At 47.1% G+C, this 16108-nt stretch carries 14 protein-coding genes; all 14 read left to right on the top strand.

Going from position 1 to position 16108, the window contains the following annotated elements; genetic code table 11:
* The first annotated feature begins 71 nt into the window (after positions 1-71).
* The 14 genes from ATG98_RS00610 to ATG98_RS00545 all read left to right on the top strand — a co-directional run bounded on the left by ATG98_RS00610 (position 72) and on the right by ATG98_RS00545 (position 16083).
* Positions 72-1064 carry a glycosyltransferase family A protein gene (locus ATG98_RS00610; RefSeq protein WP_098421901.1) on the top strand — a complete coding sequence of 331 codons (993 nt, stop codon included), beginning with the start codon at positions 72-74 and terminating at the stop codon, positions 1062-1064.
* A 1-nt stretch (position 1065) separates the two neighbouring features.
* The gene (locus ATG98_RS00605; RefSeq protein ID WP_098421900.1) at positions 1066-2565 is read left to right on the top strand and encodes an O-antigen polymerase; all 1500 of its coding nucleotides are present in this window, start codon (positions 1066-1068) and stop codon (positions 2563-2565) included.
* A 13-nt stretch (positions 2566-2578) separates the two neighbouring features.
* Positions 2579-3598 (top strand): glycosyltransferase family 4 protein, encoded by a 1020-nt coding sequence (locus tag ATG98_RS00600; RefSeq protein ID WP_098421899.1) that lies wholly within the window; start codon positions 2579-2581, stop codon positions 3596-3598.
* A 322-nt stretch (positions 3599-3920) separates the two neighbouring features.
* Complete coding sequence (locus tag ATG98_RS00595) at positions 3921-4913, top strand: IS30 family transposase (protein WP_098424340.1); 993 nt, start codon at positions 3921-3923, stop codon at positions 4911-4913.
* Between the two features lie 416 nt (positions 4914-5329).
* Positions 5330-6487, top strand: coding sequence for a glycosyltransferase family 4 protein (locus ATG98_RS00590; RefSeq protein ID WP_218925822.1), 1158 nt, complete (start codon positions 5330-5332; stop codon positions 6485-6487).
* Between the two features lie 8 nt (positions 6488-6495).
* On the top strand, positions 6496-7527 hold the full coding sequence (locus ATG98_RS00585) for a polysaccharide biosynthesis protein (protein WP_098421897.1): 1032 nt from the start codon (positions 6496-6498) through the stop codon (positions 7525-7527).
* Positions 7528-7532: 5 nt separating this feature from the next.
* Positions 7533-8660: a UDP-2-acetamido-2,6-beta-L-arabino-hexul-4-ose reductase gene (gene wbjC / locus ATG98_RS00580; protein ID WP_098421896.1), complete on the top strand. Its 1128-nt coding sequence runs from the start codon at positions 7533-7535 to the stop codon at positions 8658-8660.
* 54 nt (positions 8661-8714) lie between these two features.
* Entirely contained in the window at positions 8715-9851 is a 1137-nt protein-coding gene (wecB, locus tag ATG98_RS00575) for a non-hydrolyzing UDP-N-acetylglucosamine 2-epimerase (protein ID WP_098421895.1), read from the top strand.
* Between the two features lie 44 nt (positions 9852-9895).
* Positions 9896-11032 (top strand): glycosyltransferase, encoded by a 1137-nt coding sequence (locus ATG98_RS00570; RefSeq protein WP_228705980.1) that lies wholly within the window; start codon positions 9896-9898, stop codon positions 11030-11032.
* A 211-nt stretch (positions 11033-11243) separates the two neighbouring features.
* On the top strand, positions 11244-11474 hold the full coding sequence (locus ATG98_RS00565; RefSeq protein ID WP_098421893.1) for a hypothetical protein: 231 nt from the start codon (positions 11244-11246) through the stop codon (positions 11472-11474).
* 151 nt (positions 11475-11625) lie between these two features.
* Complete coding sequence (locus ATG98_RS00560) at positions 11626-12234, top strand: sugar transferase (RefSeq protein WP_098421892.1); 609 nt, start codon at positions 11626-11628, stop codon at positions 12232-12234.
* A gap of 1 nt (position 12235) precedes the next feature.
* The gene (locus ATG98_RS00555) at positions 12236-12883 is read left to right on the top strand and encodes an acetyltransferase (RefSeq protein WP_098421891.1); all 648 of its coding nucleotides are present in this window, start codon (positions 12236-12238) and stop codon (positions 12881-12883) included.
* 49 nt (positions 12884-12932) lie between these two features.
* Entirely contained in the window at positions 12933-14117 is a 1185-nt protein-coding gene (locus ATG98_RS00550; RefSeq protein WP_098421890.1) for a DegT/DnrJ/EryC1/StrS family aminotransferase, read from the top strand.
* The gene (locus ATG98_RS00545; protein WP_098421889.1) at positions 14110-16083 is read left to right on the top strand and encodes a nucleoside-diphosphate sugar epimerase/dehydratase; all 1974 of its coding nucleotides are present in this window, start codon (positions 14110-14112) and stop codon (positions 16081-16083) included. The genes ATG98_RS00550 and ATG98_RS00545 overlap by 8 nt, the downstream gene beginning before the upstream one ends.
* Positions 16084-16108 lie beyond the last annotated feature (25 nt).

The following is a 16108-nucleotide window of genomic DNA, read 5'->3' as shown; positions in this document are numbered from 1 at the left end:
AACAGCAAAGAAATATTTTTAAAATTATTAGTTTCAGGCCACCTAATAACTGACCAAAAATCGAAAACATTATGATAAGTCGATACCAAAAAAACCTAGTAAGCGTGATTATACCTGTTCACAATCGAGAAGATCTCGTCATTTATTCTCTTGATAGTGTGCTTCAACAAACGTATAGGCCCATTGAGGTAATAGTTGTTGATGATGGGTCTTCTGATAATACCTATTTTACGGTAAAAAGCTGGATTGACTTGCATGCTGAGAGCGACTTTATGTGTTTCTTATTTAAACAGCTGAATAGAGGCGCGCCAGCAGCAAGAAATTATGGCATGAATATGTCGAGCGGCGAATATATTCAATTTCTGGATTCGGATGACGCTATATCAAAGGACAAATTAAAAGATGGAATTTACGAGCTAAAAAAAGATGAGTCCGCTGATTTTGTTTATTCATTGCGGGCGGATTTCGACATGGACCGCCAAAAAGCCGTTCCTTGCAAAGATGTTTATGCGCCTCTAGAAACCGGGCCAAACGCTTCACAGGTTGCATTGAATTATGTGTGGACCGCAATGCCGATTTTTAGAAGAAATCTATTATATTTGGTGGGCGATTGGAATGAAGAATTAACTTGCCTGCAGGATTGGGAGTATATAGGGAGAGTTGCCAGTATTGCAAATAAAGCTATAAAAATAGATAAATACCATGCATTTTATCGACAAAGTGCTGACAATCGGATAAGTAAACAGAAGTGGGGCACCTTAAATGCTGTGAGATCGAACGCTATTGCCTCGACTACAATGTACAGCCTAATTATTCGTGAGCCAGAGTCGGAAACGAAAAAAGAAGCGCTTGAAAGCTTGTTGGATCGTCTTATTTCATGTGTAAGAGTCTCGGCTGCGTGCGGCGACGGAACGTTTTCTAGAAGTGTCCTTTATAGCGCTTGCATGCATCAAGAAAAGAGAGGAAATGTAAAATTGGAGGTGGCATTCTGGAGGATTATACTCAAGCTTCCAGATCCTATGTTAAAATTAATATTTAAACCAGTTAGGTTAATTCGAGGCTGATATGCCTGAATCTTCGTCATTTTTTAAGTTAAGAAAGTCGAAATTATTTGTTTTAGTCGGAGTTGCCTCGACGCTTTTAATCCAGACTGCAATACTCGTTTCCAAAAATGCAAGCTTCCAATCGCACTTCTTATTTGGGCTACTATTTTTCCTAATTGTATTTCTCGTTTTATTTTATCTTAGGAGAATTTGGTCTGGAGTGACTAGAGATCCTTTGCTTATTTATAGTGCTTTCTTTTTGCTAAACTATTATTATAGCACGCTATATATGATGGTTCGTCATGAAGATGGTTCGAATAGAATTTTTGACTATCTGCCTGAGTCTACTGAAATTCCAGTAGTCATTTGTATAATCGGTTATCTTGCTTTCTATATTGGTTATTCCTGTCTTTCTTTTCTTAATAAAAAAAGCCTTGCCGCTAGAGATTATTCTGTTAAGCAAAGGAATGCTTTATCGTTTTCCCCGTACTTATTTTTTTCGGTTGGTGCTTTCTTAGCTATTTTAAAGCTATATATGCTAAGTGTCGGAATGATAGGTTCAGTGGTAGGGTTTAGCGGAAAAGAAGGCTTTGGTGGTAACTTAGTATTATCTATTTTCCGACCATTAGTATATTTAGGTCCGGTTTTTATTGCCTACTTTTCAATCCGTGTTTTTAGAGACGGGAAGTATCGAGTGCTATTGTTAGCTATTTTGTTTTTAGAGGTTTCTTCTTCGCTAATTGCAGGCGATAGGCGTTACTTGTTGTATTATTTTATTATCGTAATCACAATCGCTTATTCTTATAATTTTAAGATTTCAAATAATAAATTTTTTTTTCTAAGTGTCATCGTTTTTTCGGTAGTCGTATTCTCTTTTGGCACGGCTCTTAATAACTTCATAAACGCTACTTCTGGCCATGGAAATTTAAATTATGTATCAGTAGTAAGGAATGTTTTCGGCAATGCTACTATTTTTTTTAATTCTGAATTTTTTGCGTGGATAGTAGATAATTTTTTTGCTACTTTCAATCAACTTTATTTAATTGATTCAGCTCATAGAATATATGAGCAAGGTTACACTTACCCTGTTCCACCCATCTTAGTTTATACGGCAAATTTACTCCCCTTTAGCAAAGAACTTGGTTTGGATATTATCACCGCGTCCGAACTTCAGTACCCTCTGTTTAAAGCTAGTTTGCATACATCTGGAGCTGATCCTTATCTTACCTTGCCTCAACTTGCCGAAAGTTATACTGCCTCTGGCTATCTGGGTGTTGTTTTTTATTCTTTCTTTTATGGCATTCTTTCTTTTATGATTTTTAAGCTGTCTTTTCGTTCCTCCATTTATATGCTTTGGTATTTTTCGTTTTACCCATTTCTTTCATTTGGTTTTATTATGTCCTTGAGCGGTGCATTGGTTTTTCCACTTAAGGTTCTTGTAATGCTTTTGTTTTGTAGTTTAGTGTCTATTTTTCTTAGCCAAGTTTCGTCATCGAGTAAGCAGATAAAACAAACTAATTAGATTGGATCTTAAAATGAAGGTAACCCATTTTCACCGTAAGCCTCAAGGTTCCAACTTTAGTTTGGAGCGACTTTTCGGCCAAGTCCGGGAATCGATGCCAAGTGAAATATTTTGTCTAAAGCACGAGTCAAAGTTTATAAGTCGTGGATTCTTAAGACGCACTTATAATGTTTTGGAGGCTATATTTTTTCAAGGAGATGTTAATCACATAACAGGAGATATACATTACATTTCTTTATTTCTCCGAAAGAAAAAGACTATTCTTACTATACATGATTGTGCATCTTTGGCCCGTTTGAAAGGTATTCGTAAAGCGGTTTTCTTTTTTGTTTGGTTCGTGATCCCTGAGAAGAGGGTTGCCGCGATTACGGTTATTTCTGAATCTACGAAAAAGGAGCTCTTGAAATACTTGCAAGTTGATGCAAATAAAGTTTTCGTAGTCTATGATTGCGTATCTGAAGACTTCTTACCTGTTCTGAGAGATTTTAATTCGGTTAAACCCATTATCTTGCAGGTTGGCACGGGGTGTAATAAAAATGTTATCAACGTCGCAAATGCACTAAAAGGTATTTGTTGTCATTTGAGGATCATCGGCGAACTAAGTAACGACCAGATAGATTCTTTGGAGTTAAATGAGGTTGAGTACTCAAATGTTGTCTCCATTAATGACCGTGAAGTAGTGGATGAATTTATACATTGTGATCTCGTGATTTTCGTTTCAACTTATGAGGGGTTTGGCTTACCAATAATTGAAGCCAACGCTACAGGCCGGCCTGTTGTGACAAGCAATATTTATTCGATGCCCGAGATAGCCGGTCAAGCCGCATGTATAGTTGACCCTTATTCTGTTAATGATATACGGAAAGGTATAGTTAAGGTTATTACTGATACCGAATATCGTTATAAATTAATCCATCAGGGGTACAAAAACGTAGAGCGTTTCAGAGGACGTGGAATTGCCGAAGACTATGCGAATCTATATAAAAAAGTAGTAGATGGGGAAATAAAAAAAGGTTCGACACCTGTTTCTTAATTAATTATGAAGAATAATCGATTTAGAGATATATTTAAAACATGTGTGCCATTTTAGGGAATGTCTGATTAACGCCCGGTTCTCCACTGAATCGCTTTTCAGCTCGAAAAAAAGCTATTCAACCTAGATTCAGGCGTAATTACCCCCTTAATTTGTTCGTTTTTTGCCCGTTTCCCGCCACTTTAGTGGAATTCGGGCGCACTGGCCCCCCTCTGTCAGCCTGGTTTCATAGAATAAGTGCAGCACTTTGGATTAACAGGTAGAGGTAGGAGGGCCGTTGCCGGTACCCTCATTCGCTTTACCGACCAAAGTGAAGAGAATCATGGGATACCGACAACTGACCCAGGCACAACGATACCAGATTTCGGCCTTCTTGAGAGTAGGCTGGAGCCAGCGGAAAATAGCCCGGGAGATCCACTGCCACAGCTCGACCATCAGTCGGGAGCTACGTCGTAATCGAAGCCTGACTGAATACGAGCCGATGGAAGCCAGTCGTTTGTCCATACATCGGCGCAAAGGAGCTCGCAAATCTCATAAACGAGCGCCCTCATTGATAGAGTGGGTGGCCAAGCAAATTCAGAGTGAATGGAGTCCTGATCAGATAGCCGGTTTTATGAGGCGAGTTGGCAGTATCCAAGTCAGCCATCAGTGGATTTACAATCTGATTTACCGGGACAAAATAGCCGGTGGCGACCTCTGGAGGTATTGTCGCTTGCCTTACCAGAGACGCTATCAGCGCCATCTTGCCAAGCGAGCGGGGTTAGGCAAGATCCCGAATCGCGTAGGCATTGAGTGCCGCCCTAAAGCCGTTGATGATCGCCTGCATATAGGCCACTGGGAAGGAGATACAATCCTTCACGGGCATAAGAATTCAGGCGCGGTCACTCTGGTTGAAAGACGGTCCGGTTACCTGCTCGCAGGCTGTGTGCCGAAGCTGAAAGCCGACTTAGTGACAGACGTCATCATCCGTGAGCTAAGGCCGATCAGAGGGGCCGTACAGACGATGACACTGGACAACGGTTCTGAATTTTCGGACCACCAAACATTTAGCAAAGCGTTGTCGCTGACGTCGTATTTCTGTGACCCTTACCGGTCCAGTCAGCGTGGCTCCAACGAGAATACGAATGGCCTATTAAGGCAATACTTTCCGAAAGGCACCGACTTCGCCAAGGTGTCCAGAAAGGCAACCAGGCAAGCGGTGAACAAACTGAATAACCGACCACGAAAACGGCTGGGTTATCGCACACCGGCAGAAGTATTCTGGGGCGAACACTCAGGAGGCTTGGATACGAGCGGTGCTGCACTTAATACTTGAATCCAGGAGGATAGAGCGTATCAGCGAGGGCGACATTTATCCTGACAGAGGGGGGCCGGCCAAAGGAATCTATTACTACCGTAAGCGCCAATAAACCAGCACCTACATTCCAGCTCACCGATTGCACACACTGATTCCTTGCCAACTTTATAAGGAATCAGTATGACTGCTCCCATACCACTCAATTTGATATGAATTTAGGCGAAATCGCCAACTGGACAACTAGGCTGACAGAGGGGGTACTTTTAATCGCTGCTTTGCGGATGTTCGCTGAGCATTTTTGTTGGTCTCAATCCATACACTTTCTCTATGAGTTAACATAGATTTCATGGTGTGTATTGATAAGCCAATGCTGTGCCAAAACCCAAGTCACAAATTTTTGGCCGTAAAACTAAAATCAAATGAGGTTCATTAACTTGAGTAATAAGAGTGTTGGCGTGTTGGCATTCACAGGCCATTATTTGCCAGGCTACAAAGGCGGCGGCCCAATAAAAACAATTGCGAACCTGCTTGCCAACACAGGCAAAAAAGTGAAGTACTCGCTGATCACTAAGGACCGTGACCTCGGAGACACTGAACCGTACACCAGCGTTCAACCGGGCCAGTGGAATCAAGTTGGAGGCACGTCGGTATTCTACTCTCAAACCGGTATAAAAGGCTTGTTCCAGATTCTGAAGATACTGGCTGACAGAAACTACGACGTAGTTTACCTCAACAGTTTTTTTTCCGTCCGCTTCTCATTCTTCCCTTTGCTTCTTGCAAGGTTTTTGGACCAGAAGGTTGTTCTGGGCCCAAGGGGCGAATTCTCCGAGGGCGCGTTGAGCCTAAAGGCAGGCAAAAAGAACACTTTTATACGGCTTTATAAACTGCTGCGTTTACACAAGAGAATCCTGTTTCAAGCATCATCAGAGTTCGAAGCCGATGATATTCGTCGCACCTTGGGTGATGGTGTGGATATTTGGATTGCAGAAAATATTGGTTCTCAAGATTTTGCCTGCGTTATTTCGCCAAAAGACGAACACATCCTAAAAGCAGTATTTGTTTCCAGAATTTCACCAAAGAAAAATCTTCTTGGCGCTATCGAAATGCTAGCCAAGGTTCTGGAGCCAGTTGTCTATGATATCTATGGGCCCAGAGAAGATAAACAATACTGGGCGGCTTGCCAGGAGAAAATTGGAGCACTCCCTTCTCACATTCAAGTGAATTACAAAGGAGCCCTGCTACCACAAGAAGTGATAAACACCATCACCCGGTATGATGTGTTTTACATGCCCACCAAAGGCGAAAACTACGGTCACGTAATTGCAGAAGCTCTTTGTGCCGGGTTACCGCTTCTGATCGCAGACACTACCCCCTGGCGTGACCTCCAAGAGAAGGGGCTTGGGTGGGATTTGCCACTAGCTAATCGAAAAGCCTTTGCGTCAGCTCTTGATGAGCTGGCCACTATGCCACCTGAAGAACACCTGAAGATGCGTGAAAACGTATTAGCCTGGGCGAAGCACAAATTTTCGCAGCAGAATGCCATAGAGGCGAATATCGCCATGTTCCGTTACGCCTACGAGAAAAAGCACTAAGGAAATTCATGCCTTTTAAGCAGAAAATTCTACTAATCACTGGTGGCACCGGTTCTTTCGGTAACGCCGTCCTCAAACGCTTCTTGGACACGGACATCGAAGAGATTCGCATCTTCAGCCGTGATGAGAAGAAACAAGATGACATGCGTAAGCGCTACAACAACCCCAAACTCAAATTCTATATCGGCGATGTACGTGACTATCAGTCTGTACTGAGCGCGGTGCGTGGTGTTGATTTTATTTATCATGCGGCAGCGCTCAAGCAGGTGCCATCCTGCGAATTTCATCCGATGGAAGCAGTAAAGACGAACGTGCTGGGTACAGAGAATGTTCTTGAAGCCGCCATATCGTGCGGTGTGAAGCGCGTGGTGTGTCTAAGTACAGACAAAGCCGTTTATCCCATCAACGCTATGGGTATCTCTAAGGCAATGATGGAGAAGGTCGTCGTTGCCAAGTCTCGCTCGAGTAACGAAACGGTTATTTGTGCCACTCGTTACGGCAACGTAATGGCGTCACGTGGATCGGTGATTCCTCTTTTTGTTGATCAAATCAAAGCTGGGCAGCCAATAACCATTACCGATCCGGACATGACCCGTTTCATGATGACACTGGACGACGCGGTGGACCTAGTTCTTTATGCGTTTGAGTACGCATCCCCTGGTGATATTTTCGTTCAGAAGGCACCTGCTGCAACCATCGAAACGCTAGCTCATGCGCTGACGGAATTGATGGGGGTGCCAGAGCACGAGGTTCGTATTATTGGCACCCGTCACGGTGAAAAGCTCTTCGAAGCTTTGCTGAGTCGGGAGGAAATGGTCGCGGCTGAAAATCTTGAGGGTTACTACCGGGTTCCGCCGGATCTTCGCGACTTAAACTACGGCAAGTACGTTGAGCAGGGTGAGCAGAAGATTTCTGATGCCGTTGATTACAACTCACACAATACAGAACGGTTGGATAAAGCAGGCATGCAAAAGTTGCTGATGAAGTTGGACTTCATTCAGTCAAGCGTAGAAGGCAAAGACTCACAGCCACAGGATTAATAGCAATGCAAGTAGTTATTACAGGCGCAGACGGTTTTATCGGTAAAAATTTACGACAACATCTGGCCGAGCGCAATGATGTTGATGTTTTGTTGATAACTCGTGAATCCGCCAAAGACGAACTGCGAGAGTCTTTGGCGAACGCAACACATGTCGTTCACTTGGCGGGCGTGAATCGGCCTCAGAATGTGGAGGAGTTTCAGGAGGGTAATGTCGATTTAACCGCCGAAATTTGTGACATTTTGGCTGTAATGGCTCGTGACGAAGGCAAAAGGAGACCGCTGTTTATTACTTCATCCACTCAAGCCGCTTTTGATAACGATTATGGCGCCAGCAAGCGCAACGGTGAAGTCGCAGCCCAGAAAGCTGCCAGTGAATCCGGTTTTCCACTCTTTATTTTTCGTCTGCCTAACGTGTTTGGAAAGTGGTCCCGCCCGAATTATAACTCTGCGGTGGCAACATTTTGTCACAACGTTGCGCGCGACAAGCCTATTCAGGTTAATAACGCAGACGCTGAGATAACGCTGGTTTATGTAGATGACGTGGTAGAGCGAATCCTGCAGTTGTTAGATGGTGCGCAGCCTAACCCGGACTTAAATGGCTTTGAGCAGGTTCAGCCCCAATACACCACTACGGTGGGTGACTTGGCTGAAACGATTCGCGGATTCAAGGCAAGTCGGGAATCGTTGGTTATCGGTCGAGTGGGGCAGGGTCTGGTCAGGGCTTTGCATTCCACCTACGTTAGTTTTTTACCACCGTCGGAGTTTTCGTACACGGTTCCTCGGCACGGCGACCACCGTGGTGTGTTTGTTGAAATGCTCAAAACGCCAGACTGCGGCCAGTTTTCGTATTTTACCGCCCATCCTGGCATTACCCGTGGCGGCCATTACCACCATTCCAAAACGGAAAAATTTCTGGTGATCAGCGGCCAGGCTCGCTTTAAATTTCGTCAGATTCAGACAGGCGAGGAATACGAGCTGGTGACCGATGGTGAAAAGGCCGAAATTGTAGAGACTGTACCAGGCTGGACCCACGATATTACCAATATTGGTGACACGGAAATGGTGGTTATGCTTTGGGCGAACGAAATCTTTGATCGGGAAAAGCCTGATACCTTTGCCTGTCCTCTTTAATAGTTCACTGCTTCCCATTCGTTCTGATTAACAAATAATTGAGTGCGATTTGCCATGAAAAAACTGAAGGTAATGACGGTTGTGGGCACTCGTCCCGAGATCATCCGTCTTTCGCGTGTGTTGGCCCGGCTGGATGAGTTCTGTGAGCACATTCTGGTACACACCGGCCAGAACTACGATTATGAACTGAACCAGGTCTTTTTTGATGACCTTAATATCCGTAAGCCGGACTATTTTCTGAACAGCGCCGATGGCAGCAAAAGCGCGGCGAATACGATCGGTAATCTGATTTCGTCGGTGGATGAGGTTTTGGAAGTTGTCAAACCGGAAGCCTTGCTGGTGCTGGGTGACACCAACAGCTGTCTGTCTGTCATACCGGCCAAGCGTCGGAAAGTGCCGATTTTTCACATGGAAGCGGGTAATCGATGCTTTGATCAACGGGTACCAGAGGAAACCAATCGCCGCATTGTTGACCACACGTCGGACATCAATATGACGTACAGCACCATTGCACGGGATTATTTGCTGCGTGAGGGAATTCCACCGGATCGGGTGATCAAAACCGGCAGCCCGATGTTTGAGGTGCTCAATCATTACCGAGACGGCATTGAAGCATCGGATGTTTTAGAACGCCTGGGCCTTACGGAAGAGCAATTTTTTGTTGTGAGCGCGCATCGTGAGGAGAACGTGGATTCAGACAGGAACTTTCTAGCCCTGGTTGATACGTTAAATGCCATAGCGGAGCAGTATGGTTTTCCGGTGATTGTTTCTACTCATCCCAGAACCCAAAAACGCATAGATGCGATGAAGGTGCAGTTTCACGATAATGTACGCCTGCTCAAACCGCTTGGCTTTAAGGATTACAACAAGTTGCAGCTTTGTGCGAAGGCCGTGTTGTCGGATAGCGGAACTATTAATGAAGAAGCATCCATTCTGAACTTTCCCGCGCTAAACATTCGTGAGGCCCACGAGCGCCCCGAAGGTATGGAGGAAGCCGCCGCGATGATGGTGGGCCTGAGCCGAGAGCGGGTGCTGCAGGGATTAGCGATTCTGGAAACCCAAGGGCGAGGGAATGAACGAACCCTGAGGCTGGTTGCGGATTACAGCATGCCGAATGTGGCGGACAAAGTAGTACGGATTATTCATAGCTACCGTGATTACGTAGTACAGACGGTTTGGAAGAGCTATTGAGGATGCACCAGTCGGGGCGGTCAAAAAAAACGGATCTTGCGATAGTGAATCGCAGTTTTTGGCCTGAGGGCCAAGTAATAGGTGAAGGGCTACTTCAGTTTGCTGAAAAAGCGGCAAAGAGCAATACCGTTTGTGTCATTACACAGGTGCAAGACGGCTTGGCAGAATTGCTTACCGAGCAGGGAAGAGGCGAAGGCGTTATGATTCGCGCCTGTAAAACCTACACTACGTCTGCCAGCGGTATCCCGAAGCGTATGCTGGAAGCGCTATGGTTCATGTTGTGGACTTTTTACAGCTTGGTACGTGCAAAGCCAGCCAACGTCTACGTGTCCACTAACCCCCCTGTTGTGGTTCCTTTTGTCGTTGCCTTATATTGCCGACTATTCAATGCCAACTATGTCTATCATCTGCAGGATATTCATCCTGAGGCGGCAAATATATCGATGCCGTTGAATCGTTGGGTCTTTGGATTATTGAAATCGATTGATAATTACACCCTGCGACATGCAAAAGCTGTCGTCACTCTTTCGGAAGATATGAAAATATTTGCTCAAGAGCGAAGCGAGACTAAAAGCCCGATTTATTTGCTGGATAATCCCTCGTTTGCAGTCGCTTCGAAACCTCTGGAGCAGCGCTCAAAAGATATCGTATTTTGCGGTAACGCGGGCCGGATGCAGAGAATCCCGTTAGTGATATCGGCAATAAGCGAATATATCCACAGAGGTGGTAAGTTGCAATTTACCTTCGCTGGTGGCGGCGTTTTTCAGGCGGATGTGAAGGCACTGGCTGACGCTTATCGGCAGGTGGATTACCGAGGTGTGATCTCTGCTACGGCAGCCGCAGAATTAGTGAGTGATCATCGGTGGGCGTTGCTTCCGATTGAGGATGAGGTTACCAGGTACGCGTTTCCGAGTAAGTCTTCAGGCTACGTGTTATCTGGTGCTGGCGTGCTGGCGGTGTGTGGTACCGAGACTAGTGTTGCAACCTGGGTAAACAGGCTCAACGTTGGTGCCGTTTGTCCACCAGAGCTTGAAGCCTTGGTTGCGTGTTTCTGTTCTCTCGAAGAGAGAGAAGACAAGAACTTTGCCGTCAACGACACCGTTAGAGAGCAATTGCAGATTCCATACTTTGCGTCAAAGTTGATGGATTTTGTTCTAAATGACAGTCAAACCCAGGTTTGAGGGCTCACGCTGAACGGGCTATCCCCTAAAGCTATGAAGTCACCACTATTTAGCGTTATGGCGCGCAGACCTATAAAAACTTGAATGTGCTAACCGTTATCGAAAATTTATACTCCGGCTATCAGCCAGCTCTTCCTGTCGAAGCGTCAAGGCAAAACGGAAGACGGCACCGCTTGAGGAAAAAGTAAAAACCGAATTGAGGTGAATGTAGATGAGCGCTAAAGACCTTTTTTACGGCGCCGGGCAGGAATTCAGCCGGGCTGAAGCCCGCACCTATGCAGGGGAAGATCTTATTTATAACGTAACTGAGGATTTGCGAGTCCAGATGGAGCAGTTGTCTGTCACCAAGCTGGAGTTCGCCAGGCGCTTGGGGGAAGTCTCGCTCCTATGTTACACAGACGCTCAGCGGCGCTCGCAATACGACGTTGGGTTCGTTATCTAACGTTTTTTTGCTTTATGTATTAAGTCTTATCTTCATTTACGTTCTCAGCAAGATGAGGATGTCAAGGCTAAATCTGATTGAAACGGTTTAACGATGTAAGTTTTCCAAACCCCTCGTTTCCCTCTTTGACTGTTACCGATGTTGGAAATTGATGTTAAAAAGACTGTTTGATACTTTCGCTGCCGCTTTCGGCTTGGCAATTCTCGCCCCGGTCATCCTGATCGTAGCTTGGCGGGTAAAACGCAAACTTGGTTCACCCCTATTCTTCTGCCAAACTCGCCCCGGTAAAGACGGGAAGCCCTTTCAGATGGTGAAATTTCGCACCATGCTGGATGCGGTGGATGCCCAGGGTAATTCACTGCCGGATTCAGAGAGGATGACAGAGTTTGGCCATCTCCTGCGTTCAACCAGCCTGGACGAGTTGCCTGGGCTTTGGAACGTGCTGAAAGGCGAGATGAGTTTGGTTGGTCCTCGCCCGCTGTTGATGGAATACCTACCGCTGTATTCGAAAGAACAGTATCGGCGTCATGATGTTCGTCCAGGGATAACTGGTTGGGCTCAGGTAAATGGGCGCAATGCGATTTCTTGGGAGAACAAGTTCGAGCTCGATGTATGGTATGTGGATAACCGTTCGCTATGGCTGGATGTGAAGATTCTGTTCCTGACAGTAAAAAAGGTGTTGATTCGGGATGGAATCAGTGGGGAAGGTGAGGCGACTATGTCGAAGTTTACTGGAAGTAAAGAACAATCAGGAGAATAATATGGCCAAGAAGTTAATTGGAATATACGGAGCTAGTGGGTTTGGTCGCGAGGTAATGCCCGTTGCTCGCGATAATTACGCTTCTGACGATTGCGAGTTGTTTTTTATCGACGATAATCCAAATCTTAAAGAGATTAACGGAATTAAGGTCCTGACTTACGATGAGTTTCTTGAGCAGAAAGCAGAAGAAAAGAGAGTCGTCGTTGCTATTGCCGATGGCAATATTCGCCGTAAGATTGAGGAACGCTGTTATTCCGATGGTCTGAAGCCAGCGTCAGTGAATGCCCGGAATAATATGGTGCTTGACGAGGTCCAAATTGGCTCTGCCTGTATTCTTTGCCCCTTTGTAACGCTGACTTCCAATGTGATAATTGGCCAATCATTCCATGCGAATATATACAGCTACGTGGCGCACGACTGCGTGATCGGAGACTATGTTACTTTTGCGCCTGCTGTGAAGTGCAATGGCAATGTGGTGATTGAAAATAACGCTTACATTGGCACCGGGGCAATCATTAAACAGGGACAACCAAACAAGCCAATTGTAATAGGTGAGGGCGCTATTGTCGGCATGGGCGCAGTTGTAACGAAAGACGTACCGGCAGGCGTCACAGTTATTGGCAACCCCGCTCGTCCTTTATCCCGTTAGCGTTCGACCAGTTTTTAGGTATCATTATCTTATCGTTAAGGCCGCAACTATGTTGAACACTCCTTTTTCGCCCTGGCCGTCCTTCACTCAGGAAGAGGCTGACGCTGTTTCCAAGGTTCTATTGTCGAATAAGGTGAACTACTGGACCGGCCAAGAGTGCCGCGAGTTCGAGAAGGAATTTGCAGCCTTTTTTGATAGCGAGTACGCCATTGCGCTTGCCAACGGCACGGTTGCTCTCGACCTGATTCTTCAGGGCTTGGGTGTCGGCGCGGGTGATGAAGTGGTGGTGACGTCGCGGACATTTTTGGCCTCGGTTTCGAGCATTGTTATGGCCGGTGCCACGCCTGTGTTTGCGGACGTAGATTTAGATTCTCAGAACGTGACGGCTGAAACCATTGCCGCTGTGATTACGCCAAAAACCCGGGCGATTATTTGTGTTCACCTGGCAGGTTGGCCCTGTGACATGGATCCGATTATGGAATTGGCCAAGCAGCATGATCTTTTCGTGATAGAAGATTGTGCCCAGGCCCATGGTGCTCGATACAAGGGCCGTTCCGTCGGTTCTATCGGACACGCCGGCGCCTGGTCATTTTGCCAGGACAAAATCATGACCACGGGCGGTGAGGGCGGTATCGTCACCTGTAACGACCGTGATTTGTGGTCCCGCATGTGGTCGTTTAAGGATCATGGAAAAAGCTGGAGTGCGATCTATGAGCGCGAGCACGCGCCCGGATTTCGTTGGTTGCACGAGAGTTTCGGCACGAACTGGCGTATGACAGAAATGCAGGGTGTACTTGGCCGCATTCAGCTGACCCGCATGGCTGACTGGCGCAGTGCTCGGCAGGCAAATGCTCAGGCCATCTGGGACACCGCGAGCAGCTTACCGGGTTTACGCGTACCGCAAGTTCCGGACGAATTGGAGCACGCCGCCTATAAGTGCTATGTGTTCGTGGAGCCCGAAAAGTTAACCGGTGGCTGGAATCGCGATCGTATTTTGGGTGCTATTGTCGAAGCAGGTGTGCCGTGTTTTTCTGGTTCGTGTTCGGAGGTTTATCTTGAGAAGGCTTTCGACAACACCGGTTGGCGTCCAGATGTGCCTTTGCCGATTGCCCGCGAGCTTGGTGAAACCAGCTTGATGTTTTTGGTACATCCAACGCTGACGAAGGCGGAAATTGAGAAGACTTGCCGGGTATTAGCGGCAGTCATGGAGCGCGCCGTGAGTAACCATGTTTAATTCGTTTCTGCAACTGTCTCGCTTCAAAAAACGCGTAATTTCCCTGTTTGTGGATTTTGTCGCGCTTTCTTTTGCGCTCTGGGCGTCTTTTGCGTTGCGCCTGGACGTGGCCTTGTGGGAACCAAACAGAGCTCAGTTGCTGATTTCTCTGCTTACTGTTGTGTTTACGCTGGGTGTGTTCGTCCGGCTTGGTTTATATCGTGCTGTTATTCGCTACATGAGTGACCGGGCTTTTATAACCATCATCACCGGCGTTGCTGCCTCGACGCTGTTGCTGGTGTTACTTAGCTACAGCTTGAATGTGTTTGTTCCCCGTTCTGTTCCGCTAATCTACTCTGCGCTGGCGCTTATTTTTGTAGGTGGTAGCCGCATGAGTATGCGCATGTTGGTGCAATACTCTTCCGGGCGTGACAAAGAGCGCGTGGCGATTATAGGTGCCGGTAAAACCGGTGTTCAGTTGGCCAAAGCGTTACAGCAGGGTGACGAATACCACCCTGTCATGTTCATCAGTCTGATACCCGCCAACCACAAAACCTTGGTGGTGGGTTTGCCAGCGTTTGCGTTGAGCCATTTAAAAGACGCGGTGCGCAGTCTGCGTGTCGAACGCTTGCTGCTGGCGGTGGATGCGGACATGGACGTCAATCGTCGTGAGTTGCTGACTCAGCTGGAAAAGCTGGAGTTGCCGGTACAAACCGTGCCGTCGTTTAGCGAAGTGATTGCCGGCCAGGCGCGCATTAATGACATTCGTGATCTGGAAATTGAAGACTTGCTGGGCCGTGATCCGGTGCGGCCAGACAACGCCCAGGTGGCGTCGTCGCTGTTTGGTCGTTCGGTGATGGTGACCGGCGCCGGTGGCTCGATTGGTTCGGAATTGTGCCGGCAGATTATTCGCCATCAGCCCAAGTGCCTGGTGTTGTTTGAGCAATCTGAGTTTGCTTTGTACGCCATTGAGCGCGAGCTTCAGCAGATCAACGCTGCGGAAGGTTTGAATGTGTGTGTTCACCCACTGTTGGGCAGTGTGGTGCACCGCCGCCGTTGTGAAGCGGTAATGCTTTCGTTTGGGGTGCAAACGGTGTATCACGCGGCGGCGTACAAGCATGTGCCGCTGGTAGAGCACAATGTGATTGAAGGTGTGCAGAACAATGTGTTCGGCACATTGCACGCGGCCGAGGCCGCTGTTGCAGCGGGTGTTGAGTTGTTTGTGTTGATTTCTACCGATAAGGCGGTACGGCCCACCAATGTGATGGGCGCCAGTAAGCGTATGGCGGAGTTGGTATTGCAGGGGCTGGCACAGCGCCAGAGCGAGACCGTTTTCTCTATGGTGCGTTTTGGTAATGTGCTGGGCTCATCAGGTTCTGTGGTGCCTTTGTTTCGGGATCAGATTAGCAGCGGTGGGCCGGTGACGGTCACCCATCCGGACATTATTCGCTATTTCATGACCATTCCCGAAGCCAGCCAGCTGGTGCTGCAGGCCGGTAGTATGGGGCAGGGTGGCGAGGTGTTTGTGCTGGACATGGGCGAACCGGTAAAAATTGCCGATTTGGCTCGCAAGATGATGCACTTGATGGGCCGCCGTGAAAGAACCGCCGAGCAGCCAAATGGCGAGATAGAGCTGGTGTTCAGTGGTTTGCGTCCTGGTGAGAAACTGTTTGAAGAACTGCTGATTGGTGACGATCCCCAAGGCACGGCACACCCGCGCATTATGATGGCCCGTGAGGTGTGTATGACCTGGCCGGAGGTTGCGGACACCATCAAGCAACTGCAATACGCCAGCCATACGTTTGATTGTGAGGGTGCGCTGTCTGTTCTTAAAACGGCACCGACGGGTTTTGCGCCTAATGGGGGTGTTGGGGATTTGGTGTGGAATTTGAATCCGCGGCCGTTGGTAGGCGATAAAGCCGGTAAAGCAGGGACAGATTTAAAATCTGTCCCGAGGGCGGGAAAAGAGAAGCTGGGACAGATTTGAAATCTGTCCCAAGGAGGAAGCCGAA

The organism is Marinobacter sp. LV10R520-4 (genome assembly GCF_002563815.1).
Lineage (GTDB): Bacteria > Pseudomonadota > Gammaproteobacteria > Pseudomonadales > Oleiphilaceae > Marinobacter.
Note: the sequence above shows the minus strand (reverse complement) of the source record. Positions and strands in the feature narration are given on the sequence as shown.

What these genes read in the sequence shown, in the direction of transcription:
- wecB (WP_098421895.1), top strand. Translation starts at nt 8,715, where the DNA reads ATGAAAAAACTGAAGGTAATGACGGTTGTGGGCACTCGTCCCGAGATC.
- ATG98_RS00595 (WP_098424340.1), top strand. Translation starts at nt 3,921, where the DNA reads ATGGGATACCGACAACTGACCCAGGCACAACGATACCAGATTTCGGCC.
- ATG98_RS00600 (WP_098421899.1), top strand. Translation starts at nt 2,579, where the DNA reads ATGAAGGTAACCCATTTTCACCGTAAGCCTCAAGGTTCCAACTTTAGT.
- ATG98_RS00545 (WP_098421889.1), top strand. Translation starts at nt 14,110, where the DNA reads ATGTTTAATTCGTTTCTGCAACTGTCTCGCTTCAAAAAACGCGTAATT.
- ATG98_RS00560 (WP_098421892.1), top strand. Translation starts at nt 11,626, where the DNA reads ATGTTAAAAAGACTGTTTGATACTTTCGCTGCCGCTTTCGGCTTGGCA.
- ATG98_RS00555 (WP_098421891.1), top strand. Translation starts at nt 12,236, where the DNA reads ATGGCCAAGAAGTTAATTGGAATATACGGAGCTAGTGGGTTTGGTCGC.
- ATG98_RS00605 (WP_098421900.1), top strand. Translation starts at nt 1,066, where the DNA reads ATGCCTGAATCTTCGTCATTTTTTAAGTTAAGAAAGTCGAAATTATTT.
- ATG98_RS00610 (WP_098421901.1), top strand. Translation starts at nt 72, where the DNA reads ATGATAAGTCGATACCAAAAAAACCTAGTAAGCGTGATTATACCTGTT.
- ATG98_RS00585 (WP_098421897.1), top strand. Translation starts at nt 6,496, where the DNA reads ATGCCTTTTAAGCAGAAAATTCTACTAATCACTGGTGGCACCGGTTCT.
- ATG98_RS00550 (WP_098421890.1), top strand. Translation starts at nt 12,933, where the DNA reads ATGTTGAACACTCCTTTTTCGCCCTGGCCGTCCTTCACTCAGGAAGAG.
- ATG98_RS00565 (WP_098421893.1), top strand. Translation starts at nt 11,244, where the DNA reads ATGAGCGCTAAAGACCTTTTTTACGGCGCCGGGCAGGAATTCAGCCGG.
- wbjC (WP_098421896.1), top strand. Translation starts at nt 7,533, where the DNA reads ATGCAAGTAGTTATTACAGGCGCAGACGGTTTTATCGGTAAAAATTTA.